At 57.3% G+C, this 22370-nt stretch carries 17 protein-coding genes, 3 pseudogenes and 1 riboswitch; of the genes and pseudogenes, 12 read left to right on the forward strand and 8 right to left on the reverse strand.

The annotated features are described in order from the left end of the window. The coding region (locus tag JCM15831_RS18605; protein WP_035774404.1) for a hypothetical protein at positions 1–408 on the reverse strand (408 nt) is incomplete at its 3' end. 249 nt (positions 409–657) lie between these two features. Between JCM15831_RS18605 and JCM15831_RS11500 the strand changes: the two genes are divergently transcribed. The 4 genes from JCM15831_RS11500 (at position 658) to JCM15831_RS11515 (ending at position 3272) form a co-directional block, all read left to right on the forward strand. Further along, positions 658–993: a flagellar hook-basal body complex protein FliE gene (locus JCM15831_RS11500; RefSeq protein ID WP_025824379.1), complete on the forward strand. Its 336-nt coding sequence runs from the start codon at positions 658–660 to the stop codon at positions 991–993. 12 nt (positions 994–1005) lie between these two features. Next, the gene (locus tag JCM15831_RS11505; protein ID WP_025824380.1) at positions 1006–1281 is read left to right on the forward strand and encodes a flagellar biosynthetic protein FliQ; all 276 of its coding nucleotides are present in this window, start codon (positions 1006–1008) and stop codon (positions 1279–1281) included. A 47-nt stretch (positions 1282–1328) separates the two neighbouring features. After that, positions 1329–2120 carry a flagellar biosynthetic protein FliR gene (locus JCM15831_RS11510; protein WP_035774406.1) on the forward strand — a complete coding sequence of 264 codons (792 nt, stop codon included), beginning with the start codon at positions 1329–1331 and terminating at the stop codon, positions 2118–2120. A 78-nt stretch (positions 2121–2198) separates the two neighbouring features. Beyond that, a complete protein-coding gene (locus JCM15831_RS11515; RefSeq protein ID WP_025824382.1) occupies positions 2199–3272 on the forward strand; it encodes an EscU/YscU/HrcU family type III secretion system export apparatus switch protein in 1074 nt (357 codons plus the stop codon). On the opposite strand, the gene JCM15831_RS11520 is transcribed toward JCM15831_RS11515, so the two are convergent. Further along, on the reverse strand, positions 3269–3763 hold the full coding sequence (locus JCM15831_RS11520) for a lipocalin-like domain-containing protein (protein WP_025824383.1): 495 nt from the start codon (positions 3761–3763) through the stop codon (positions 3269–3271). The two genes, JCM15831_RS11515 and JCM15831_RS11520, sit on opposite strands and share 4 nt — an antisense overlap. 1143 nt (positions 3764–4906) lie before the next feature. Between JCM15831_RS11520 and JCM15831_RS21950 the strand changes: the two genes are divergently transcribed. From JCM15831_RS21950 to JCM15831_RS23400, 3 genes are read left to right on the forward strand one after another with little or no spacing between them, the layout of a single operon-like run. Further along, positions 4907–5992 (forward strand): TonB-dependent receptor plug domain-containing protein, encoded by a 1086-nt coding sequence (locus JCM15831_RS21950; RefSeq protein WP_198024311.1) that lies wholly within the window; start codon positions 4907–4909, stop codon positions 5990–5992. Further along, positions 5986–7236, forward strand: coding sequence for a TonB-dependent receptor (locus JCM15831_RS21955; RefSeq protein ID WP_198024312.1), 1251 nt, complete (start codon positions 5986–5988; stop codon positions 7234–7236). Before JCM15831_RS21950 ends, JCM15831_RS21955 begins: the two co-directional genes overlap by 7 nt. Further along, positions 7233–7901: a TonB-dependent receptor domain-containing protein gene (locus JCM15831_RS23400; protein WP_051528477.1), complete on the forward strand. Its 669-nt coding sequence runs from the start codon at positions 7233–7235 to the stop codon at positions 7899–7901. The genes JCM15831_RS21955 and JCM15831_RS23400 overlap by 4 nt, the downstream gene beginning before the upstream one ends. Positions 7902–7919: 18 nt before the next feature. Here JCM15831_RS23400 and JCM15831_RS11530 read toward each other — a convergent pair whose 3' ends face one another. Further along, positions 7920–8945: a HoxN/HupN/NixA family nickel/cobalt transporter gene (locus JCM15831_RS11530; RefSeq protein WP_156938859.1), complete on the reverse strand. Its 1026-nt coding sequence runs from the start codon at positions 8943–8945 to the stop codon at positions 7920–7922. A gap of 111 nt (positions 8946–9056) precedes the next feature. Further along, positions 9057–9269: riboswitch (cobalamin riboswitch) on the reverse strand. Between the two features lie 199 nt (positions 9270–9468). Here JCM15831_RS11530 and JCM15831_RS18615 point away from each other — a divergent pair. After that, positions 9469–10837, forward strand: a pseudogene (locus tag JCM15831_RS18615) (NAD-dependent succinate-semialdehyde dehydrogenase). A 130-nt stretch (positions 10838–10967) separates the two neighbouring features. Next, positions 10968–11830, forward strand: a pseudogene (locus JCM15831_RS18620) (SDR family oxidoreductase). A 91-nt stretch (positions 11831–11921) separates the two neighbouring features. Here JCM15831_RS18620 and JCM15831_RS11545 read toward each other — a convergent pair. Beyond that, the gene (locus JCM15831_RS11545) at positions 11922–14012 is read right to left on the reverse strand and encodes a S46 family peptidase (protein ID WP_025824385.1); all 2091 of its coding nucleotides are present in this window, start codon (positions 14010–14012) and stop codon (positions 11922–11924) included. Positions 14013–14660: 648 nt separating this feature from the next. Here JCM15831_RS11545 and JCM15831_RS22875 point away from each other — a divergent pair. The 3 genes from JCM15831_RS22875 to JCM15831_RS11555 all read left to right on the forward strand — a co-directional run bounded on the left by JCM15831_RS22875 (position 14661) and on the right by JCM15831_RS11555 (position 17743). Beyond that, positions 14661–15530: a TonB-dependent receptor plug domain-containing protein gene (locus JCM15831_RS22875; protein ID WP_232228159.1), complete on the forward strand. Its 870-nt coding sequence runs from the start codon at positions 14661–14663 to the stop codon at positions 15528–15530. A 107-nt stretch (positions 15531–15637) separates the two neighbouring features. Beyond that, positions 15638–17194, forward strand: coding sequence for a TonB-dependent receptor plug domain-containing protein (locus JCM15831_RS22880; protein ID WP_232228160.1), 1557 nt, complete (start codon positions 15638–15640; stop codon positions 17192–17194). 165 nt (positions 17195–17359) lie between these two features. Then, entirely contained in the window at positions 17360–17743 is a 384-nt protein-coding gene (locus JCM15831_RS11555) for a VOC family protein (RefSeq protein ID WP_025824386.1), read from the forward strand. On the opposite strand, the pseudogene JCM15831_RS18630 reads toward JCM15831_RS11555, so the two are convergent. The 4 genes and pseudogenes from JCM15831_RS18630 to JCM15831_RS11570 all read right to left on the reverse strand — a co-directional run bounded on the left by JCM15831_RS18630 (position 17728) and on the right by JCM15831_RS11570 (position 22363). Beyond that, positions 17728–20825, reverse strand: a pseudogene (locus JCM15831_RS18630) (efflux RND transporter permease subunit). The gene JCM15831_RS11555 and the pseudogene JCM15831_RS18630 overlap by 16 nt on opposite strands. Positions 20826–20832: 7 nt before the next feature. Continuing rightward, positions 20833–21144, reverse strand: coding sequence for an efflux RND transporter periplasmic adaptor subunit (locus tag JCM15831_RS20375; protein ID WP_156938851.1), 312 nt, complete (start codon positions 21142–21144; stop codon positions 20833–20835). Next, a complete protein-coding gene (locus JCM15831_RS18635) occupies positions 21129–22082 on the reverse strand; it encodes an efflux RND transporter periplasmic adaptor subunit (RefSeq protein ID WP_156938852.1) in 954 nt (317 codons plus the stop codon). The genes JCM15831_RS20375 and JCM15831_RS18635 overlap by 16 nt, the downstream gene beginning before the upstream one ends. A gap of 14 nt (positions 22083–22096) precedes the next feature. After that, on the reverse strand, positions 22097–22363 hold the full coding sequence (locus tag JCM15831_RS11570; protein WP_025824387.1) for a metal-sensing transcriptional repressor: 267 nt from the start codon (positions 22361–22363) through the stop codon (positions 22097–22099). Between the last annotated feature and the right edge of the window lie 7 nt (positions 22364–22370).

Raw genomic sequence — 22370 nt, forward strand, 5'->3', positions numbered from 1 at the left:
GGTCAGCGGAACATAGATATTCGCATTCAACCGTGCTGTCCGACCATGAATCTGAATCGACCCGTCAACGCCCGTTTTACGTCCAGGTGATCCGTTGCCAGCCGCCTCATCAGGGGCCCCTCTGGTGACAATGTCGATGTATTTGGTCTCGTTATCGGCACAGATCTCAACAGAGGCTGATCCAATCGTCTGACCTCCAGAGCGATTGGCGTCACCTTGTATTATCGCCTCTATCTCCGCAACGCGGACAATGCCTGAAGGGCACCGGATACTATCTCCCGTCCCTTGATCCACCGCGATCGGACCAGCAAGAGCGCTCGCAGGCATTAATGAGGTCAGGGCTGCAAGAGCCCCCGCACAATAGAAGACGCAACGCGCCTTGGGAGCAAGCTCCAGCGTTCCTGGCACTCGTTCTTTCCTTAGCCATCGTTTCAAATCATATTCGGGGGGAGCGTATTGCAAGAACACCCATGAGATAAGGCGTCTTGCACGAAAATGGTTTAGAAAACGTTCCTTTTCGCGACAAACGAACCGCTCCACCCTATTTAATTAGTAGATCTCGAAACATGTTGCCGCAGGCATCAGATCACGTTACGAACGCTTAAAGGAAGTGACTTATCGCTTCATCACGATCTCCTTCAAAATTGGTGTAGACCCATGATCAGCGACGTCACCACCCGTAGTCTTGATGCGTTGAACGCTTACGGACAAACCCAACGCAGCCTGCAAACCGGCATGGGCCAGAGCGATAGCAGCCAGCAATCGACTGATAGTGTCACCAATTTCAGCAACGTCCTTGGAGACGCCCTGAAAAGCGCCATCCATGTCGGCAAAGCCGCAGAAACACAAGCGGCTACAGGCCTCTCAGGGGGAGGCGATCTGACCACGATCGCAACATCTGTGGCCGAGGCCAAGATGACCCTGCAAACGGTAACAACCGTTCGTGATCGCTTCGTTCAGGCCTATCAGGACATCATGAAGATGTCAGTCTAACGCTGAGCGACCATGCAGCCAACCGTCGATATCCATGAAATTCTGCAACAAAGTCTTTTTGTTGCAGTGAAGATGGGTGCTCCGTCGCTTCTTGCGTCGCTGGCGGCTGGCATCTTGGTCTCCCTTTTTCAGGCCGTCACACAGGTCAATGAAGCGACACTCTCCTTCGTCCCGAAATTTGTTGCCGCAACGGCGGCACTGATGCTTACGAGTTCATTCCTGTATGCGACGCTGCATAGCTACGCCATGCAGATCTTCGATCAAATGGTCATCGCCGGGGGGTCATGAACGGCACGGCCAACAACCCGTGTTTCCCTCATGCGTCGCAGTAGCCCATGATTGACCTCTCTATTCCTCTACCCGTCTTGTCGGCTATCTTCATACTGACCTTGTGCCGGGTCAGCGCCCTGATCATGGCTGCGCCTGGCTTCGGAGAATCGACTTCTCCCATGGTCGTGCGCGCCGGTCTCGCCATCACAATCTCGGTCCTGATCATGCCGGTGGTCCAGCCTCAGCTCGAAAAGCTGGCGACACACATCCTCACGAGCCCCACTTTGCTCGTCGTAGCCGTTGGTCAGGAACTTCTTGTAGGGATTTTTATCGGCTGGATTGCAAAGCTGGTTGCCCTTTCTCTGGTCATTGCCATGCAGTTCATTGCGACCTTTACCGGCCTAGCCAGTGTGTTGCAGCCCGATCCGGACCTTGGCGCTTCAAGCACCGCAATCAGTCACATGGCCTCTTCCCTGATTCCTGTCCTGTTTTTGACAACCGGGCTCTACGTCCTGCCGCTTGCAGCCCTGACAGGATCATATAGCGTCTTCCCACCGGGCGAGATGCCGCTCGTGAATGACATGGCCAAAGCGCTCGTCATCAGTACGGCACTCAGCTTCAAGCTCGGCTTTCAATATGCTGCACCGTTCGTCCTCATCGGCACGCTCTGGCCGGCCATGCTTGGCGTGTTGAACCGCCTGATGCCCTCTATCCAGGTTTATGGTATCGCCATGCCTGCACAGCTTCTTGGAGGCGTGTTGCTCATCGCCCTCCTGATTCAGGTTATCACCGGCGTTTGGCAGGAGCGAATGCAGGAGGCACTGTCAGAACTTCCCGGAATTCATGGGCAGCGCTAGACTGGCTGCCTCGATCTTGCAAAACGCGTCCGCACTCGATGCGCTATTTGAGAGACATACTGCGATAAGGGTGGGCTGATGGCAGAGGAAAGCAGTAGCGAAGATCGCACGCAAGCTCCTACAGGCCGACGACTTGCCAAGGCGCGAGAAGATGGCAACGTCGCCCAATCTCGCGAAACCCAGATGCTGCTGGTGTTGGGCGCGTTCCTTGCTGTGTTTTCTTTCGTCGGGGCAACCTCGGCCTCCCGTTTCGTCAATCACATGCATGGGCTCATCGAGCATTTTTCAACGCCTATCGACGATATGGCCACGATAGGCCTGGTCTTGCGCCAGGCGTTGCAGGAAGGCTTCATCCTCATGGCACCTCTGGTGCTTGTGAGCATCTTCGTTGTGGTCGGATTCAGCCTATTCCAGACCCAGTTCCTGTTCCGTCCTCAGGCTTTGACCCCTGATCTGAAGCGCCTTTCACCCATCACAGGTGTCAAACGTGTCTTCAGTATGAAGAACGTCATCGAACTCCTGAAGAGTATCGCAAAATTTCTGATCTTCGGGATCGTGCTTTACAATATTGCCAACGGAACACTGGCGATCGCCCCGGAAGCCGAGAGATGGACGCTGCGCCGCCTGACCTATGAACTCATTTCCTGGTTCATCTACGCCACTCTTGTCATTCTACTCGTCCAAATGTTCATCTCAGGTCTGGATGAGCTCTGGACCCGGTATAGCCGGATGCAGAAGCTGAAAATGAGCCATCAGGACGTCAAGGACGAGACCAAGCAGGAAGATGGCGATCCGAAAATCAAGGCAAAACGTCACCATCTGCGCATGCGCCGCGCCCGGCAACGCATGATCCAGTCAGTCAAAAAAGCGACTGTCGTGGTGACGAATCCCACTCATTACGCCGTCGCTCTGTCGTATGAGAGTACGGAAGCAGCAGCGCCCAGAATTGTCGCCAAGGGGAAAGACGAACTCGCAGCCCGTATCCGCGACGCGGCTCAGGACGCCCGCGTCCCTATCGTGAACAGCCCGCCCCTCGCACGCGGCCTCTACACCCTACCTCTGGATACAGAGATCCCGCCTGAGTTCTTCAAACCTGTTGCTGCGATTATTGCCTACGTGATCAAACTCAAAACACCGAGATCACGAAATTAGGCCGGCATGACTTTCGCCTTGCCCGCAGGAGAGATCCGACGAAAACGGATGAGGCTTCGCGTCATCTTGTCGGGAGCCCAGTTCGGCATATAGCGCCACGGAGTGGAAACGTCTGCGAAGCCGTTTTCAATGGTGACGAAACGCTTCTGCTCTGAGCCAACCCATTCCGGCACCCACGCTGTCTCAATCTGAGTGATCCAGGCATTTCCCTCGATCCTAAAACGTCCGATATAAGAGACGAGCGTCTGCAAAAGCGCCGCCCGATCCAGATCATTGCGGGCAGGAACCCGGCCCTCTCCCTCCAGATTGAACGCAACCCAGTCGTCGTCCGTGAAAATCACACGCCCCCGCGGGGCTTCTCCCATTGCCGGGACAAGGCAGGCCGTATCACGTTCTTCGACGCTGTAGGAGACGAGTTCCCAAGTCCCGATCAAGGCCTGGCGTAGCGCGTTTCCACTGAGCGTTTTATCGTCACTTGTTTCATTTACCATCTGATCTGCCCGGCTGTTTAACTCTCGCTACTGAGCGCGAAACGACTTTCTGAATGTCTGCATAAAAGCCAGAGCCCTCTGAATTCAATACAAGATCGCGCGAAATCAGAACAATCAGATCCACACCCCACCCGCGTCACAGTTGGTCCAGGCGTGGCTGTAACCCCGCCATAACCTCTAGATGACCCAGGCAGAAGAAGCACGATCTCAAGAACTGCAGCGATGTCCATGACGAGGTTACCCCTGCTGCGATGATGATGACATCGCCGTTTCCCCCAATCACAATTTCACCCCACAGGCGGCAGCACATCGAAGGAAGAGGCGAACACGGCTAGCTGCAATTCCCCTCTCAAATCGAGACCGAACCGAGCAGCAGTTGTTGCCGTTAGCCCTCTGGTGCAAGACTACCCCAGCGGCCGTTCGAGCCAACAAGATCATTTTCCACTGCCCCTTTAACAGATGCGACGATGAGGCTGCGGCGCAAAAAATTGAAGAATTCCCTTCCCCTAAGAAGGCATCTAATCTCTTAGAACTGCTCAGCAGCTTTAATTTCTACGAACAGGGCGCTCTCAGAGCAAGAATCCCAATGAAATCACATTCATCTCTTATCGATCGGCTAAAGATACACAAGAGGAATGACATAAGTTTTTGATTATCTGCTCGATATATAATAGTATAGATTTTACTATGATCATAATGTAACGAAAAAGCATTTCTTATATTGTTCGTTTTAAGTATCGAATGAAAAAAATCTTCGGAATTTATAACTCTAGACTTCATCTGTATCACCTTACGGTATCTTCGTGACAAAAGATCGAAAGAGATTTTCTGCGTTGATTTGGAAGCGATAGCATGAGACCTTCCGATCATACCCTGAAAACGAGGCTGGACACGATGAGAAACCCCGGGCGCACTGCTATCCAGGGTGTTCCTCTGAAAAAGAAACGCAGGCTCGTTTTTACTCTTTTCAGCAGCTGTACCTCACTTGCGTTTCTCAGCATCGCAGAGGCAAAGACGACGCAGAAACCTTCTCCGTTGAAGACGATCGGATCAAGGAAAACGCCTCCGAAGATTGCCCGGAAAGAAGACACCAGCAAGGAAACAAAGAAAAAATCACTGCGTGAGATTCTCGCTGAGCCGCACATGGAAACGGAAACGCTCTATGTGACCGGCACACGTCTCACCCAGTCCCGATTGAGCAACGTAATGGCTGGCTCAACGCTGAGCAGCGAGCAAATCAAACGTCGCGGTTATCTGGATCTGGGCCTGGCCCTCCTCCGTGAAAACCCTGCGGTAAGCATCCCCGATAATGCTCCGGTCGGGGGACAAAACATGTACGGTACGGGACAGTCTTTTGTCAGCCTGCTCAATCTCGGATCGCAACGCACGCTCACGCTTGTAGACGGTATGCGTATGGGAGGAGGCGCCTCGGCCTCCATCTATGGTGTCGGTTCCGGCTCTCAGGTCGACATCAGTGCGATGCCAACGTCACTCGTCAAAACCATCGACACACGCCTGGGCGGTGCTGGTGCTGCCTACGGCGCCGACGCTGTGGCGGGCGTCGTCAATTACGAACTCGACGACCATTACAAAGGCGTCTCGCTAAACGCTCAGGGAGACTGGTCGCAAAAGCTCGATAACGCCGCTGAGAAAATCACCTTCAAGGCAGGAAGAAGTTTCGACCATGACCGGGGCGGTCTTGTTTTCGACGTCGAGTATCGCAACCAGGCCGGGATGCTTCTCAGGGATCGACCAGACATCCTGAGCGAAGGTGCGGTCTTTTATCACCGTCCGACGCTTGGAGAAAAAACTGCCTACACAAACGTATTGGGGTCAGGCGCGCGCATGATTCAATACTCTCTGACCGGCATTCCAACACTGCGTGGGAATTACGGCGACTTTCCCGTCTATGGAGGCGTTTACGGCCCGACCTATGCAGGGCTTGCCGATGCGGGAATTCCTAGCGCGAATGGCACCCCGCTTGTCTTCAGCCAGAACGGTCAGGCTCTCGTACCATATAATAGCGGCACGCTTCTCCAAGGGGACAACGCTCTTGGTGTTGATGGCGATGGCGTCGCCCTGCGCAATTACACACAGATGCGCACCCCAAGCGAGAAGATCAACCTCACCCTGCTCGGCCATTACGATCTTACGCCCCATTTTCATGCGACCTGGCAAGCTGGTACGCCAGAGGCAGCGCGGTCAACCAGAGCGCAATGGGCATGTTGAGCAGTGCCACAGTCAATAATGCCCTGACTCCCAATTCCAACGGACCGCGAAGCAGCAGCTTCTTCACGGAAGGCGTGACAAATGGTCCGCTCACGCTAAGCACCGATAACCCTTATCTCACGACTGCAGAGCGTGACACGATCAAGGCGGCTCTCGCAGCCGAGGGCCTCCCCACCGATCAGTTTTATCTCAACCGACTCAACCAGGATCTCGATACGGGGTACTCCCGCACGACGATGCAGATGTATCGTTTTCAAGGAGGATTGCACGGGGACTTCTCGACACTGGGCCGTCGCTTTGACTGGAAGGTTCGAGGCGAATACTCCCGGTACAGCGATATCACGACCCGGCCCTCACTGGTCGTCCCCAATCTGGTCAACGCCCTAAATGCGGTACGCGCTGCCGACGGAACTATCCAGTGTGCTGACGGGTACGAAAACGCGCCGATCGCAACCGGAAGCAGCGTCTGCGCTCCGCTTAATCCGTTCGGCTTCAACCAGATGACCCCTGCGGCACGCGATTACGTCACGGCTCTTGCCCGAGCGACAAACCGCAACTCGCTTCGTGACATACAGGCGGAAATAGGGTCCACCATTCTCAAACTGCCTGCCGGTGACATACGCTGGGATCTGGGCTACGAACACCGCCGTGAGGCCTATCATTTCGATCCGGGAGCTTACTGGAGCGGCTGGAAACAGGCAGATGGAAGCGCGCTGCAATATGGCAATGACACGCCTGTTCCAACGACGGGCGGTGCTTATCATACGCATGAGGGCTTTGGTGAACTCGATGTTCCCCTTGTCTCACCTGCCATGCACGTTCCGGGTGTGTATCACCTTTCACTCACAGCCAATGGACGGCTGACCTATAACAGCGTCTCCAATGCCTACTGGACCTATATGGTCGGCGCATCGTGGTGGCCGACACGGGATTTCGGCATCAGCGGGAACTATGCCGTTTCAGCACGCAATCCTGCTGTCGGTGAGCTCTTTGCCCCACAATCGGGTACCTATCAGGGAGGCATTGACCCCTGCTCGTCGGTCGGTCTCGCTTCCGGCCCCAACCCTGCCTTGCGCGCCGCAAATTGCGCGAAAGCCGGGATAACCCAGCCCTTTATCTCGAACTTCAATTCCTACACCGTATTCGGGACTGCAGGCGGCAACACCAGACTGCGTAACGAGCATTCTAAAAGCTATACGGGCACCTTGAATTCCGTCCCCACTTTATTCGCGGCCTGGATATGAAAGCCTCCTACGTGGATGTCAGGATAACGGATGCAATCACCTATCTGAGTGCCAAGAACCTTCTCGACGCCTGTTACGACTCAGCAAATTATTCAACAAATGCGTTCTGCTCGACCTTCCAGCGTGACTCTACAGGGCAGATCACAAGCTTCGAGTCAGGCTACTACAATATCGCCAATTACGATACGCAGGCGTTGCAAGCGACACTTGAGTACACCTTCTCTCTGCAGCGACTGGGAATGCCGATCGACGCGGGTACGATCGATTTGCAAGGCAACTACGTTCATTATTTCAAAAATCAGCAGAACTACCTTGCCAGCGCCTACCCTCTGACTGGGAACACAGCGTCGCCCAGAGACAATTTCACGATCAATACCACCTGGCAGCGCGGCGCTTTCTCCGCGCAATGGCAAACAATGTGGTACGGACCGAGCGCTTTCATGCTGCAGGTCCCTGCGAACACTTATGAAGACAATCAACGTCCGCCATTTGTTCAATTCAATCTCGCGCTCAGCTATGACATCACCAAGAACCTCTCTACGAGCTTCGTCATCAATAATGTCACCGATGCAGTGCCTGACTACCCAGGCACCTATAGCCTTGCCCGTTATTACGAAGCGCTGATCGGACGCAGCTTCCAGATGCAGATTGGCGCCAGTTTCTGACTGGCACCACAACCGGAATCACCCCCTGCGCCGTCTGTCTCTTCGTGTCATGGCCAGCGACAACATCCAGGCGAGCACGAACAGACCGATCACAACAAAACCGATCTGGTTGAAGCTATCGCTCACGAGAGACACGAGCTGCCAGAAACGCCCCTCGAAACCGATCTTGTCACCCAGCAGTTTCAGCGTCTCGATACTGCCGATCCCGACCGCAACAATCACCGAAATGAGCGTGATAATAATATTGTAGCGCAGCTTGCGCAGAGGATCGACGAAGGCCCAGCGATAGGCACCCAGCATCAGAACGCCATCGGCCGTATCGATCAGGGCCATGCCAGCGGCGAATAAAGCCGGAAAGATCATGATCGTCGCCAGGGAAACCCCCTGACTTGCCTGAGACGCGGAGAGCCCCAGCAGCGAGACCTCCGTCGCCGTATCGAAGCCAAGGCCAAAAAGGAACCCAAGCAGAACCATATGCCAGCTGCGAGACACCAGACGAAACAGGGGGGTGAGCAGGCGGGCCAGAAGCCCTCCCCGGCTCAACATCGCGTCGATGTCCAGCTCTTCGACAGCGCCTCCCGCTCTGACATGGCGCCAGGCCTTCCACGCCCCTCTGAGAACAACGAAGTTCGTGATCGCCAGCGCGAACAGAAAACCTGCCGAGATAAGTGTGCTTGTCACGCTCCCGATGTCGCGCCAAGCCTCGAACCGGGCCTGCATCGCTTGAGACAGGAGAGCCGTGCCGAAAGCGGCCAGAACAACGATCAGGGAATGACCGATTGCAAACCAGAACCCGGTCAGAAGCGGCTGACGGCCCATCTGGATAAATTTGCGCGTGACGTTATCGATCGACGCAATGTGATCAGCGTCCACAGCATGTCGCAGACCGAAGCCATATGCGAGCAAAGCATTCCCCAGGAGCAGGGGCTTGTCGCGTAGCAGGACGAACGCCCAGACCCATAGCCCGAGATTGGCCAGAACCAGACCCACCCCAAGGAGCGCAATCCGCCAACGCAGAAGATCGGTCGGCATGGTGCCTTTCATGACGTGATCGCTCACAGGCACACACTTTCAATCGAGAGGCCCGACCGCGAGAAGAATAATCCAGCTGCCAAATCCGTGTCTCCGACAACCGGATCGACCCGTCCGGTCATACTGTCAACATAGACGAAGGCAGGTCTCCTGGCTCACGGTTCACCGTCGCCTGCGCCTTCCCGGGGTATTTCTATCCCAGTGGCCTGAGCAGGGACTCTCCGTTCACAGTTGCGGGGACAGCTGCCGCCTCGAACCCGATCCTGACCGGATCCGCCAGTTCATTCGGCATTCCCTTTTCACTCGCTTGCGCAAGACCTTCGACATGAAGGGACGTACCCCTTCATCGACCTCAAAGCCAAGCCACTTTCCGAGATGAGAGCCTCGTTTTCTCCCCTCGGCGAGAAACATGGGCGTTCGCACGAAACCGTTGTTTCGTTACATTGCACGCAACCATCACGCAGCTTCATCCTTTTTATCCCATATCAAACACCCGGACACACACCGGGTGGCCACAGGACAAGGAGAAGGCACGATGAGCCTTTATCGGACGATCAACGGCAACGGGCAAAACCGAACGCGAATTCGAACTCCACACGAAGGATCAGGCTTTCGAAAAGCTTGAGGCTGCGCATAAGCTTTACAATGATGACTGGCGCCATCGCAGCTTCGACGAACGCAAGGCGGTCATCCTCAAGGCCGCCCAGATTCTGGAGCAGAGCAAAGAGAAATATGCCCGTCTCATCTCCATCGAAATGGGCAAGGTTCTTCCGGAAGCGATTGCGGAGACCGAACTCTCGGCCAACATCCTGCGCTTTTATGCCGAGAACGCCGAGAAATTCCTCGCGCCACGAGAGATCGAGGTTGCCAAGGGCCGTGCCACCGTTCTGAGCCAGTCTCTGGGCGTCATCTATTGCGTGGAACCCTGGAACTTCCCTTACTACCAGCTTGCCCGTGTCGCCGGTCCCAACCTGATGGCAGGTAACGTCGTCGTCGCCAAGCATGCGCCCGGCGTCCCACAATGCGCTCTGGCGTTCGAAGCCCTGTTCCTGGAAGCGGGCGCCCCCAAGGGAGCGTGGACCAATCTGTTCATCGACAACGATGTTTCCGAAGAGCTGATTGCACGCCCTGAAGTGCGTGGTGTCGCCCTGACAGGAAGCGAGCGGGCAGGCAGTGCCGTCGCAGCTCAGGCAGGCAAGGCGCTGAAAAAGTCCACGCTCGAACTCGGCGGCTCCGATCCGTTCATCGTCCTTGCCGATGCCAATCTCGATGAGGTCATCCCACGCGCTGTCGCAGGCCGTATGTCCAATAACGGTCAGGTCTGCACTGCGGCCAAGCGCATGATCGTGCACGAATCACTCGCTGATGATTTTGTCCGTCGCCTCTCGGACGCCATTACCGAATTCCGGTATGGCGACCCTCTGGAGCAAGGCGTCACTCATGGCCCTATGAGCAGCGAAAACGCTATGAAACTGGCCCTGAGCCAGGTCGAAAAGGCTGTTTCCCATGGCGCGACCCTCGTCACGGGCGGCAAGCAGCTCGACCGCGAGGGCTTCTTCATGCAGGCAGCGCTCCTGACCGGCGTGACCAAGGATAACCCGATCTTCTACGAAGAGATCTTCGGTCCCGCAGCGATCGTCTATTCGGTCAAGGATGACGACGCCGCCATCGATCTGGCCAATGACTCGCCCTTTGGCCTCGGGGGGTCAGTGCATACAAGCAATGTCGAACACGGCCGCAAGCTGGCCGAGCGTATCGAGACCGGCATGGTATTCATCAATGAATCCACCGGCACAGCTCCTGAGCTGCCGTTCGGCGGCGTCAAGAACTCCGGTTACGGTCGAGAGCTTTCCTCATACGGTATCGAGGAATTCGTCAACCACAAGCTGATCCGCTCAGCCTGATCCGACGATCGACATCAGGGGCTTTGTCCCCTGATGTTCTTCACTGGGGAACTACACCTTACTCTTTCGCGATGAAGACAGGCTGGCAAGGCGCCGCGCCCTTTCCGTCTTCAACACGAAGGTGTTCCCCATGACAGATTTCCCCAAGCCGCCTTTCGATACCCCCCTTCAAGAGCGCATTCCGGGTCAGACGGATGCCATGACACCCAAGCCCGACCATGGTGAAATCAGCTATGAAGCTCGGGCCGTCTCGAAGGCAAGGTTGCGCTTATCACTGGCGGTGACTCAGGGATTGGACGCGCAGTTGCGATCGGCTACGCCCGTGAAGGCGCCGATATCGCGCTTTCCTATCTCGAAGAAGAACAGAAAGATGCCGAAGAGACGGCGGCCTGGATCGAGAAGGCAGGGCGCAAGGTCATCCTTCTGCCGGGCGACCTGAAGTCACGCGAAATCTGCAAATCTGTCGTGGACAAGACTGTCTCCGCTTTCGGGCGCCTTGACGTGCTCGTCAATAACGCAGCCTTTCAGGTCGAGCGCCTCGCGCTCGAAGATATCTCCGAAGACGAGTGGGACGACACCTTCGCGACAAATATCGGCGCGACCTTCCGCATCACGCGTCATGCCGTGGCCCATATGAAAAGCGGTGCGTCGATCATCCACACGATCTCGGTCAACGCCGACAGCCCGAAACCAAGGCTGCTCGCCTATTCCGCCACCAAGGCAGCGATCCAGAATTTCAGTGGTGGCCTCGCCCAGCTTCTGGGCGAGAAGGGCATTCGCTCCAATACCGTCGCCCCTGGCCCGATCTGGACGCCGCTCATCCCGGCTACAATGCATGGCGATCATGTTCATGTATTCGGTGAGGATACGCCGCTTGGGCGCCCCGGCCAGCCTGTCGAGCTGATCGCACCTTATGTAATGCTCGCCAGTGATGAGGCCAGCTACATCTCGGGCGCCACCATCGCAGTAACGGGCGGCACTCCGGTCATCTGAAAACAAGAGAGGCTTTAGAGGGATGTCTCCCTCTAAAGCCTCTCCAAGGGCCGTCCTGCTTGCGACGGCCCTTTTTCTGCCGAGACGACGATCAGCGATGACCGCTGGTCAGCTCATCCGCCAGAACGTCTTCATGATAAACCTTTCTCAGAGCAGCAATAATTGAGCTCGTATCGGTCGCAACAGCCCGGTTGTTGCTGATGTCGTAATACAGATCCCCGGCAAGGCTCGGCAGGTTCCCGTCAAATATCAGCCCAACCGCCTTGCCGGCACGGTTGATGACAGGGGAGCCTGAATTGCCGCCGACAATATCGTTGGTCGAGACGAAATCGAGATGCGTAGAAAGATCGATCTTTGTCTTGGCGTCGAGCCAGCGTTGCGGAAGAGCAAAAGGTTCGCTGCCCGTCGCATGGCGATACATGCCCGCAAAATCGGTAAAGGGCGCAACATCCACCCCGTTCTTCCGCCATCCCTTGACCGTCCCGTAAGACAGACGGGGCGAGAAGGTAGCATCGGGAGAAAGTGTGTCGAGACGTCCTTCATCCTTCGCCTGAGCGAAACGGACACGGGCGATATCGCCCTGAGCCTTGTGCAAGGGAGCGCTCACCTCATCGCGCATTTTGTCACGCAAGTCGGTGTAGCTCGGATAGAGCTTGCGGACGAACATAACCAATGGATCTTTTGACGCCTCGATCGCCTTGAGGCCTCCGTTCCACAAAGCCAGGCGCGCCGATGGGTCGCCCATCCCCGTTCCCTTGATGAGACGTGCCGCGAGCTCGTCCGGTGCATCGGAACCAAGCGCCAGATGCACCAGAGCGTCGTCCGCTCCGACCGTCTGACGCAGACTGGTCAGGCGCAGCGCGAACATGGCGGTCTCGAGATCCGAATGGAAAGGCTCTTGAGCGCCCAGAGCGCTCTCGATTTCACCCAGCTGCGCATCATGGAACCCCGCATGGCGCTTCGCATCGGGCATGCCGCGCTCATGCGCGCCCTCGACCAGGGTAATGACATCGTCGAGAACACCACCGAACACCATGCTCAGCGCCAGATTGCGCGCGAAGAGGTCCTTTTCGAGGGCGATAGCCTTGTCCACCTCCCTGAAAGGCTGTCCATAAGCTGCCTTCCGGGCTGGATCCGCATCGATCCAGCTCTGCAGCGCCGCGTCTTCTTTCGCACGACGTGCCACGATGTCACTCGACTGGAGCGCCGCCTGTGTTCCTGAGAGCGATTTCAGAGCATTCTGAACGCCAAACAGCGTATTTTCAGACTCTTTGGCGTGAGCTGCGCTCTCACGCCCGTATTGCCACAACATCCCCACCCTGGCGGAATACAGGGCGATGACCATCGGATTGACGACATCCCGCTGGAAAGCCAGAGCAGCGGCAGGGAGCCCGCGCTGCGTCCTGCCCGGATTGCCGGATGTAAAGACAAGCTCGTCAGCCTTCGGACCTGCGGGATCGACCTGCAGGAAGGGAGTGTGAACCGGCTTTCCCTTTTCATAGACCCGCAACATCGACAGATCGATGTCGTAGCGCGGATAGTCGAAATTGTCGGGATCCCCCCCGAAGAACGCAATGCCCTGCTCGGGCGCCATGACAATGCGCACATCCTTGTAACGGCGATAGCGATAAAGCGCTGTCTGGCCGCCATGGTAAAGCGACACCATATCGCACCGCCAATGCGTGTCATCACCGCCAATGCAGTCCTTGGTCAGCTTGCTCTCGACCTCCTGAAGCGCTGCCGAATAGGCGGCACCCTGCTTGCCCTTGGTCGCGTCGGCCACCGGCGCAGAAACATCCTTCATCGTATCGAGACGATCGAGCTCCATTCCGGGGCATTGGCGCTCCTCGGCGAGGTCTTTGGTGTAGAAGCCTTCCCGGAAATAATCGTGGTCCTTGTCTGACAAAGCCGCCAGACAGGAATTGGCACAATGATGATTGGTCATCACCAACCCGTCGCCAGAGACGAAGGAGGCAGAGCACCCTTCAGCCAGACGGGCGGAGGACTGCACCACATGCTGAACCCAGCTGGCGTCGGGCGTAAAGCCATAGGATTTCTGCAAGGCAGCCTTGGGCAGATGGTCGAAGGTCCACATCCCTTCATCCGCCTGTGCAGATCCGGCAAAGGCGACAGCGCCCAGCAGAGCAGAAGAGAAAAAGAGCGGAGGTCTTTTGAAAGCCATGGATCGAAAGCTCAGAACTAGAGAATGATATAATATATCAATCCACATCATGCCCTGATTTGCAACCGGAAGACTCCGCACCCGGAGTGAACACGCCCAAGCTGGAATCCTCTTCTCTCATCGGTAGAATTGATATCGGTAGAGAAACATTGCGGATCAGGCCTGTCAAAACGCCGTTTCGGTTTCGTGACAGTTTCATGACATGATCCAATTTTTATCGAACCCCCTCGAAAGCCCTCTCGACCCTGCAAGGCCCTTCCCGGAAGGATGAAACAGGCTTTACGAAGTAGTTACATGACGTTTCAAAAGAGAGGAGGCCTCTCCGCTAGGAACGTTCGAGTTTTCGAGGGGAGACTACAACCGGCATGAACGCACGGTGATTAACTCTCATCGCTCGAATGGATAAAAAAATCACCCGAATTCCTGCATGTTGTCAGTTAAATCGAAGCGAAAGTATATCTTCTTGCATTGAAATCTTGGTGCAATCTTGTTGCATCTTGAGCGAATTTTTCTCTGTTACATTGCCGGAAATATTTTCACAGAAAGTAGAAATATTACGACATATTGACATAAAATCTTAACTTTACTCCGACCGCCTCAGTAACGTTTTTGCGACCCGTTACATCCAGACACGTGTCGGAGAGCCCGGTGAAAAGACTTGCCCTGTTCCTTGTTGCAACAACTGCTTGCACGCCATTCCTGAGCGCTGGCGCTTACGCTGCTGCCGCATCGGCCACACAGGAAGTCGACCAGAAAAAGGCCGACAAGACGACTGCACTGACGAAGAAAAACAAGTTCGTCACAGGTTCGGATGAATCCGAACAGGTGGTCGTCACCGGTACGCGTGAGAGCCATGTGAAGGCACGCCAGAGCATCAGCTGTGGTCGTGATCTCCTCCAAGCTCTTGAGCGTTCGGGCGAGCTCAATATCGCCAATGCGCTGACACGGACCTATCCGTCCATCACCATGAGCGCCCGTGGATCGAACACGAACTCGCTGGTCTCTTCCGTTCAGATGCGTGGCCTCGGCCCCAACGAAACGCTGGTTCTGGTTGACGGCAAGCGCCGCCACTCGACGGCGAATATCGTTCAGAAGCCGGGCCCCCAGTTTGCCTCGTCAGGCGTCGATCTGAACATGCTTGCGGGCAACATGATCGACCATATCGAAGTGCTGGAAGATGGCGCAGCCGCCATGTACGGCTCTGACGCGATCGCAGGCGTGGTGAACATCATCACCAAGAAAAAAGATCACGGTCTGACGCTGAGCGGACAGGGCGGCGCCAATGCCTATCTCGCAGCGGTGAGCAGTATCAGCTCGATGCCGATGGCGGCTTCAAGCTTGGCAAGGACGGTTTCGTCCATCTCGGCGCCCAGTTCTATCAGACCGAACACGCCATTGCCTGGGGCCCCGACCACGCGCTTCTCGGCTACTGGCCTGCTGGCGCCGATACCAAGAACTACTTCGTTGGCGTCAAGCCCGGGTCAGAAAGCTGGCGCGGCCGCAAGACCGATTATCTGAGCACCCCGAAAGAAACGCGCGAGACCTTTGCGCTTAATTTCGGCAAGCCTCTGGCAGCAGGGATCGAGCTCTACGGTCAGGCAACGCTCGGTTATCGCCATGCCGAGATGATGGCTTACAAATATCCCTATATCGTTCCGGCTGCCGGCATCACCGAGCTGCGTCCGATCACGGGTGATGACGAACTCGATTACGGCGTCGAGCTTGGCCTGAAGGGTCACGACCTCCTCGGCTTCGACTGGAACCTCTCCACCGTCTATGGCGGCGACAATTCGCGCATCAGCATCCGCGACGTGGTCAATCTGGGCCAGCTCGCCCGCACGGGTTACTCGCCGAGCAAGTTCTGGGATTACACCCAGAAGAACACCCAGTGGACGAACAACCTCGATCTGCGTCGTGGCTTCAAGATCTGGTCCATGCCGGTCAGCCTCGCCTTCGGCGGCGAGCATCGTCTGGACTCGTACCAGATCGTCTCGGGCAATCCGGAATCCTACCTCGACGGCGGTCCGGTCGAGCACGCCGGCATCCCGCCGCAATCGGCAGGCACCTGGTATCGTAATATCTATTCGGCCTATGTGGATGCGACCATCCGCCCGACAAGCAAGCTGTCGATCGATGTCGCTGGCCGTTACGAATACTATACCGACACCGACAACACCGAAAACGGCAAGCTCTCGGCGCGCTACGATTTCACCAACCGCTTCGCCCTGCGCGGGACGATTGCCAATGGCTTCCGTGCTCCTACCCTGCAGGAATCCCATTTCAGCCGCCTGAACATCTTTGCAGGCACAGGCAGCGTCGGCGGTCAGCTTCCGGTTGAGTCCGCAGCAGCACGCTCGCTCGGTGCCCAGGGCCTGAAGCCGGAACGTTCGGTCAATGCCAGCGCAGGCTTCACCATGGAGCCCGTCCGCGGTCTGCATGTCGAAACCGACGTCTATCAGATCAATCTGCGTGACCGTATCGTTCAGGGTGGCACCGTGCGTGGTGCTCAGGCACTCGATGCGATCCGTTCCTTCGGCTTTGACGTCTCTCCTTCGGCAACAAACGCCGCTGCATCGTCAGCCTACTTCCTGTCGAACGGTGCCAGCACCCGTACGCAGGGCCTCGACATCAAGGCAGACTACCTTCTGCGTCTGCATGATTACGGCAATGTCGCTCTTATGGCGGCCTTCAACCTGAACCGTACCCGTCTGCACCACAACGGTATCTCGACCATCGGCAAGCCGCTGCTAAACGAACAGACGATTGGCTACATCACCACGGCAACGCCGCGCAGCAAGATCATCCTCAATGCCTTGTGGACGATCGGCCGCTTCGACGTGAACGTTCGTCAGAGCCGCTACGGCGAGACGACCAACATGATGACGTTCCAGGATTGGACACCTTCTTCTGCCACCTGCCCCGGCGGCGGCGCAGCGCGCTACTCCACCTCCTGCTTCGGTCAGTTCAAGAACTCCCCGCGCTGGCTGACGGATCTCGAAATCGGCTACAAGATCACCTCGCGTGTTCATGCATCGATTGGCGTCAACAACGTGTTCAACGTGCGTCCCCGTCGCCTCCCCGGCAATCTCGTCCCCGCCGGTGGCTCGATGTACGATCAGTTCTCCAATCAGGTTCCGTTCACGGGCGGCTATTACTTCGGCCGCATCAGCGCCAGCCTCTAAGCCAGCGTCGAAACATGATTTAATAAAGCCGGGGGCGGAAACGCCCCCGGCTTTATGCGTTTAAGGGCCAGGCGCAATACGCCCTCGCCTGGCGTCATAAAGTCGCCTTCCTGACCCGGGTCCCCTGCATCGCAGAGCGACCTGCCTCAAAAAAGGATCAACTCCATGTTCAGTCACATTGTCGTCGGCAGTAACGATCTCGACGCGTCCAAGGCATTCTACGATGCCGTTCTCGGTGCGCTGGGATGTCCGCCCGCCAAGATCGACTATGATGCAGGACGCATGCTTTACGTCCATGACAACGGGCGCTTCCTGGTCACGAAGCCTCTCAACGGCGAAGAAGCGACAGGCGCCAATGGCGGTACGGTCGGCTTTGCAGCCAAGTCACCGGAAGAAGTTGAAGCATGGCATAAAGCCGGTCTCGCCAATGGCGGCGTAACGCTTGAAAACCCACCGGGTCCCCGCGATACCGTCATCGGCAAGCTCTATCTGGCCTATCTGCGCGACCCCTCAGGCAACAAGATCTGCGCTCTTCACGCCATGGGCTGAGCACTCTGCTCCGCCTCTGGGCCCTTCGTCGGCTTATCGTTGAAGAAGCGGGCATAGAGCAGGGGCAGAACAAGCAATGTCAGGAGGGTTGACGTCATCAACCCTCCGATCACGACCGTCGCCAGAGGTCGCTCGACTTCGGCCCCCGACCCGGATGAAAATGCCGTCGGAAAGAAGCCGAAACTGGCAACAGAAGCCGTTGCGAGCACCGGGCGAAACCGCGCCTTGGCAGCTTCGAAAGCAGCCTGTGCCGCTCGCATCCCTGCCTCGCGGAACTCCTGAATCTGGCTCACCAGCACCACCCCGTTGAGAATAGCGACGCCAAACAGGGCGATAAACCCGATCCCTGCCGCAATGCTGAAGGGCAACCCCCTGATCGCAAGCGCAAAAACACCCCCGGTTGCAGCGATGGGCAGGTTGATAAAGACGAGCAGCGCTGCTCGCGGCGTCCCGAGTGCGAGGATGAGAAAGACAAAAATCAGTACAAGCGCCACGGGCACCACGAGGCTCAGCCGCTTCATGGCAGAGTCGAGATTACGAAACTGACCAGCCCAGCTCAGCTGGTAGCCCGGAGGCAGAACCAGATCCCGGGCAACGGTCGACTGTGCTCGGTGACAAAGGATTTGAGATCGCGACCCCGGACATTGGCCTGAACGATCACCCGACGGTGCAGCGACGCGCGATCGATCCGGGCATTGCCCTGCTCGACCGAAAGACGCGTCACGTCCTTGAGCAAAACCCATCCATGCCCGTCTTCCCGCCGGATCTGCAGACTACCAAGTCGCTCGGCAGACGCACTGACCCCCTCGCTGAAACGGATCTGGGTCGGGACTAACGCATTATCGAGAATGACCGGACGCCCGATATGCCCACCGATCGCCTCGATTGTTGCGAGGATTTCAGGCACGGCGACACCGAGCCGCGCAGCCGCATCGCGATTGACGTCGATATGCAGGTAGGGGACCGATCCCTCACCCTGCTGCGCAACATCAGCTGCGCCCGGAATGGCGGAGACAAGGCTGACAACCTTGCCAGCCAGCCGGTTGAGCATGGCCAGATCGTCGCCATAGATCGAGATCGCGATCTGGCTGCGGACGCCCGACAGCATGTCATCCATGCGCATCTCGATCGGTTGAGTCCAGGAATACGCCGCATCGGGGAGATCATGAGCCAGTTTCGCGCTCATGGCCTCGACCAGACGCGCTTGGGTCATGCCCGGCCTCCATGCCTCTCTGGGTTTGAGAAAGATAAAACTATCCGTCTCATTTGTGCCCATCGGGTCGGTCGGAATCGCCGAGGTACCGGTATTGCTCACCACGGTCTCCACTTCAGGAAAATCCTTGATGATTTTTTCCTGCTGCGTGACCGAGTGAAGCACGGTCGGTAGCGACGCGCTCGGCAGACGATTGGCAACGACGACCAACGCTCCTTCTTCAAGCTGCGGCACAAACTCTCCCCCAAGTCGGGAGGCCAGGATCAGCGCCAGGACGAAGATCGCTGCTGTGGCGAGAAAGACCGTTTTCGCGTGCGCTGCACACCACGCCAGGGCGGGCTCATATCCCTCGCGCAGCATCCTGACAAAGCGCGTCTCGCGGTCTTGAGGCGCACGTCGTAACACCACGGCGGACAAGACCGGCACGACAAGAAAACAGTAAAAGAGTGAGGTCAGCAGCCCCATGATGATCGTCTGCGCCATGGGACGAAACATCCGCCCTTCGACACCCTGCAAGGTCAGGATCGGCAGATAGACCATCACGATCACGAAAATAGCGAAACTGACAGGGCGCAGCACGGCGCGCACTGTGTGTACGGCAAGGCTTTCAAGCGACTCACCCGGCGCGCTCCGGCTGCGCTCGACCATCAGATGCTCGACGATCACCAGAGATCCGTCGACGATCATCCCGAAATCGATCGCACCGAGGCTGAGAAGATTGGCCGATATGCCGAAAAAGCGCATGCCCACAAACGCAGCGACAAGGGAGACCGGGATAACGGACACAATCACCAGGGCGGCCTGCCAGTTACCCAAAACAGCAAACAGCGTCAGAAACACGAGAACCGCTCCAAGAAGGAGGTTCTCCTTGATGGTATGCACGGTCTCGCCCGTCAGCGTTGAGCGGCTGTAGAACGGCTTGAGCCTGACGCCCGGCGGCAGGGAATGCCGGATCGACGGCAGGGCCTGGGCAAGGGCTCCGAGTGTCGCATTCGAACTCGCACCCTTTTGCATCATCACGACACCATTGACGATCTCGCCCTGACCATCGCGAGTCACGGCGCCAAGGCGCAGCCTGCCGGAGAGCGAAATGCTGCCCAGATCGCGCAGGCGCAGAACGACACCCTTGTCACCCATCACGACCGGGATAGCACCGAAATCTGCCAGAGAACTGACAAGGGCGCGCCCGACGACGATCTGCTGCTCCGCCTGCCGGGCAATCCATCCCCCACCCGACGAGGCGTTATTGGTCTCGATCGCTTCGTAGATCTTCCCGATTGGAACGTTATGCGCGCGCATGCGTGCCTGATCGAGGGTGAGCGTATAGGTCTCTTCTGCGCCGCCGTTGACGTTGACGTCTGCAACACCCGGGACAAGACGCAATTGGGGCGCGACCGACCATGTCATGAGGCGGTTCAACGCGAGCGGGGAATATCTTTTATCGCCCTCGATCTGGATCTGCATGATCTCGCCCATACCGGTGGCGAGCGGCCCCATGGACAGGTCAACGGGCACGGCGATGCTCTCACGCGCCTTTTGCAGCCTCTCATTCACACGCGTCCGATCCAGGTCGAGATCGGAATGTTCGTCGAATTGCAGATAAACGACCGATACCCCGGTGCGGGACACCGAGCGCAGATCGATCAGATCGGGCAGACCGGTCAGGCTGGCTTCGAGCGGAAAGGTGATCTGCTTCTCGACTTCCTCCGTCGCAAGCCCCGGTGCCGTTACCGAAACCAGGACCTGTTGCGGTGAGATATCGGGAACAGGCTCGACCGGCAGGCCCGGCACAACGCAAAGCCCTGCGAGCACGAGCAACGTGCACAGCGCCAGGACTGCCAGCTTATTACCTTGGAGAAACTGCCACATCGTCCGGTCAGTCATCCGTCATGGAAGAGAGGAGCAACATCGATTTCAGCGTGAAGCTTCCGGCGCCCACAATCCGGTCGCCCTCATGCAGCGCACCGACCACGAGAGCACTCTCCTCATTCTGCTCATCGAGCTTTACCTCGACGGGCATGAAATGAGTCGCATCACGCTGCAGAAAGACCAGCTTCTTGCCATCGACTTCCTGAAGCGCTGCCTGGGGCACAACCAGACCTGTTTTTCCGGCACCGGTTTGAAAGACAGCATCGAGCATCATGCCGGGCCTGATGAAGCCGGGCGGCTTCTTCAGCGTACAGACCACGCGCACCAGCCTGTGGCCGGATCGGCAAGGCCCGCCACCGTATCGACATGGGCAGAAATCGCAGGGGCGTGATCCTGCCCTGCTGCGTGAAAGACAGCTCCGGCACCCGGGACAAGACGGGCAGCATCCTCCGCAGAGAGATCGGCGACGAGCCAAAGCCGGGAGAGATCGACCACCGTCACGAGATTATCGCCCGCCGTGATGTCAGCGGCGACAGAGGTACGGATCGCCTGCACGATCCCGTTGACCGGGCTGATCAGATCGGAGGCTTCATCCTGCACGATACGCTCGGTGACAGATGTGAACTCTTCGGTCTGACGATGTTCGAGCGTCTCCAGATCGGCCTGACGGGCTGTCACCTGCCCCCGTTGCTGTTGCAGCACCATGCGCCGGCGCTCGAGCTCACCTGTGGAGACGGCACTCCCGACGAGCGCAAGACCCCGTTTATAAAGCAACTCCGCTTCTGTCTCGCCTGCTCGCGCTGACGCCAGAGCGGCCTCGACCTGCTGACGTTGCAGATGAAGTTCGTGCAGGGAATGATCCGTATAAGAGATGAGCGCCTGCCCCAGTGTAACCGGCTGCCCGGGCGTCACATGCACCGCCGTGACCTTGCCGCTACCGGCTGAGTGGATGTCGATCACGCGGCTGGTATCGGCATCGACACGGGCCATAGCCGGAACCAGATGAAACAACACGCCCTGTTTCAAAGGCAGAACAGCGAACTGCTCATTGCGCTGGGCCTCTTGCGACAGCTCAAGAGGCTGCACGCCGTTGGGCGCCGCCTGTGCAGGTGGCGCGCCGACTGAAGATGCCCCGGTCGATGTTCCAGCTGGCGACGCCCAGACCGATGCACCAGAGAAGAAGAATGCTGTCGCAAGAAGCAGGGCAGCACGACGCCCTGATTCCACACCCCATCCCGGACAGAAAGTGACCCTCATCGCCCGCACCTTTGTCAGAGATATTTCACAAGACGTTCGAATTCCTGCACGGCATCATCCCGGCTAATCCCGCCATCGGCCATCGCTTCGACGATGCAATGCTCGACGTGATCCCGTATCAGGCTCCGCTTCGCGTTGCGCAGCGTGTTTTCGACAGCCTGAATCTGCTGCGCCAGATCGGCGCAGCTTCGATCGGCGTCGATCATCTCGAGAATACTCTCGAGATGACCACGGGCCTGCCTGAGACGAAGAGAAATCTGTTTATGCTGCTGCGCGCTCATGCAGTCC

Source organism: Asaia astilbis JCM 15831 (assembly GCF_000613845.1).
Taxonomy (GTDB): domain Bacteria; phylum Pseudomonadota; class Alphaproteobacteria; order Acetobacterales; family Acetobacteraceae; genus Asaia; species Asaia astilbis.

Coding starts and splice junctions, on each gene's coding strand:
- JCM15831_RS11555 (WP_025824386.1), top strand. CDS start 17,360: ATGTTCAGTCACATTGTCGTCGGCAGTAACGATCTCGACGCGTCCAAG.
- JCM15831_RS22880 (WP_232228160.1), top strand. CDS start 15,638: ATGATGGCTTACAAATATCCCTATATCGTTCCGGCTGCCGGCATCACC.
- JCM15831_RS21955 (WP_198024312.1), top strand. CDS start 5,986: ATGTTGAGCAGTGCCACAGTCAATAATGCCCTGACTCCCAATTCCAAC.
- JCM15831_RS11570 (WP_025824387.1), bottom strand. CDS start 22,363: ATGAGCGCGCAGCAGCATAAACAGATTTCTCTTCGTCTCAGGCAGGCC.
- JCM15831_RS18635 (WP_156938852.1), bottom strand. CDS start 22,082: ATGAGGGTCACTTTCTGTCCGGGATGGGGTGTGGAATCAGGGCGTCGT.
- JCM15831_RS11530 (WP_156938859.1), bottom strand. CDS start 8,945: ATGAAAGGCACCATGCCGACCGATCTTCTGCGTTGGCGGATTGCGCTC.
- JCM15831_RS11510 (WP_035774406.1), top strand. CDS start 1,329: ATGATTGACCTCTCTATTCCTCTACCCGTCTTGTCGGCTATCTTCATA.
- JCM15831_RS11545 (WP_025824385.1), bottom strand. CDS start 14,012: ATGGCTTTCAAAAGACCTCCGCTCTTTTTCTCTTCTGCTCTGCTGGGC.
- JCM15831_RS11500 (WP_025824379.1), top strand. CDS start 658: ATGATCAGCGACGTCACCACCCGTAGTCTTGATGCGTTGAACGCTTAC.
- JCM15831_RS21950 (WP_198024311.1), top strand. CDS start 4,907: ATGGAAACGGAAACGCTCTATGTGACCGGCACACGTCTCACCCAGTCC.
- JCM15831_RS11520 (WP_025824383.1), bottom strand. CDS start 3,763: ATGGTAAATGAAACAAGTGACGATAAAACGCTCAGTGGAAACGCGCTA.
- JCM15831_RS11505 (WP_025824380.1), top strand. CDS start 1,006: ATGCAGCCAACCGTCGATATCCATGAAATTCTGCAACAAAGTCTTTTT.
- JCM15831_RS23400 (WP_051528477.1), top strand. CDS start 7,233: ATGAAAGCCTCCTACGTGGATGTCAGGATAACGGATGCAATCACCTAT.
- JCM15831_RS11515 (WP_025824382.1), top strand. CDS start 2,199: ATGGCAGAGGAAAGCAGTAGCGAAGATCGCACGCAAGCTCCTACAGGC.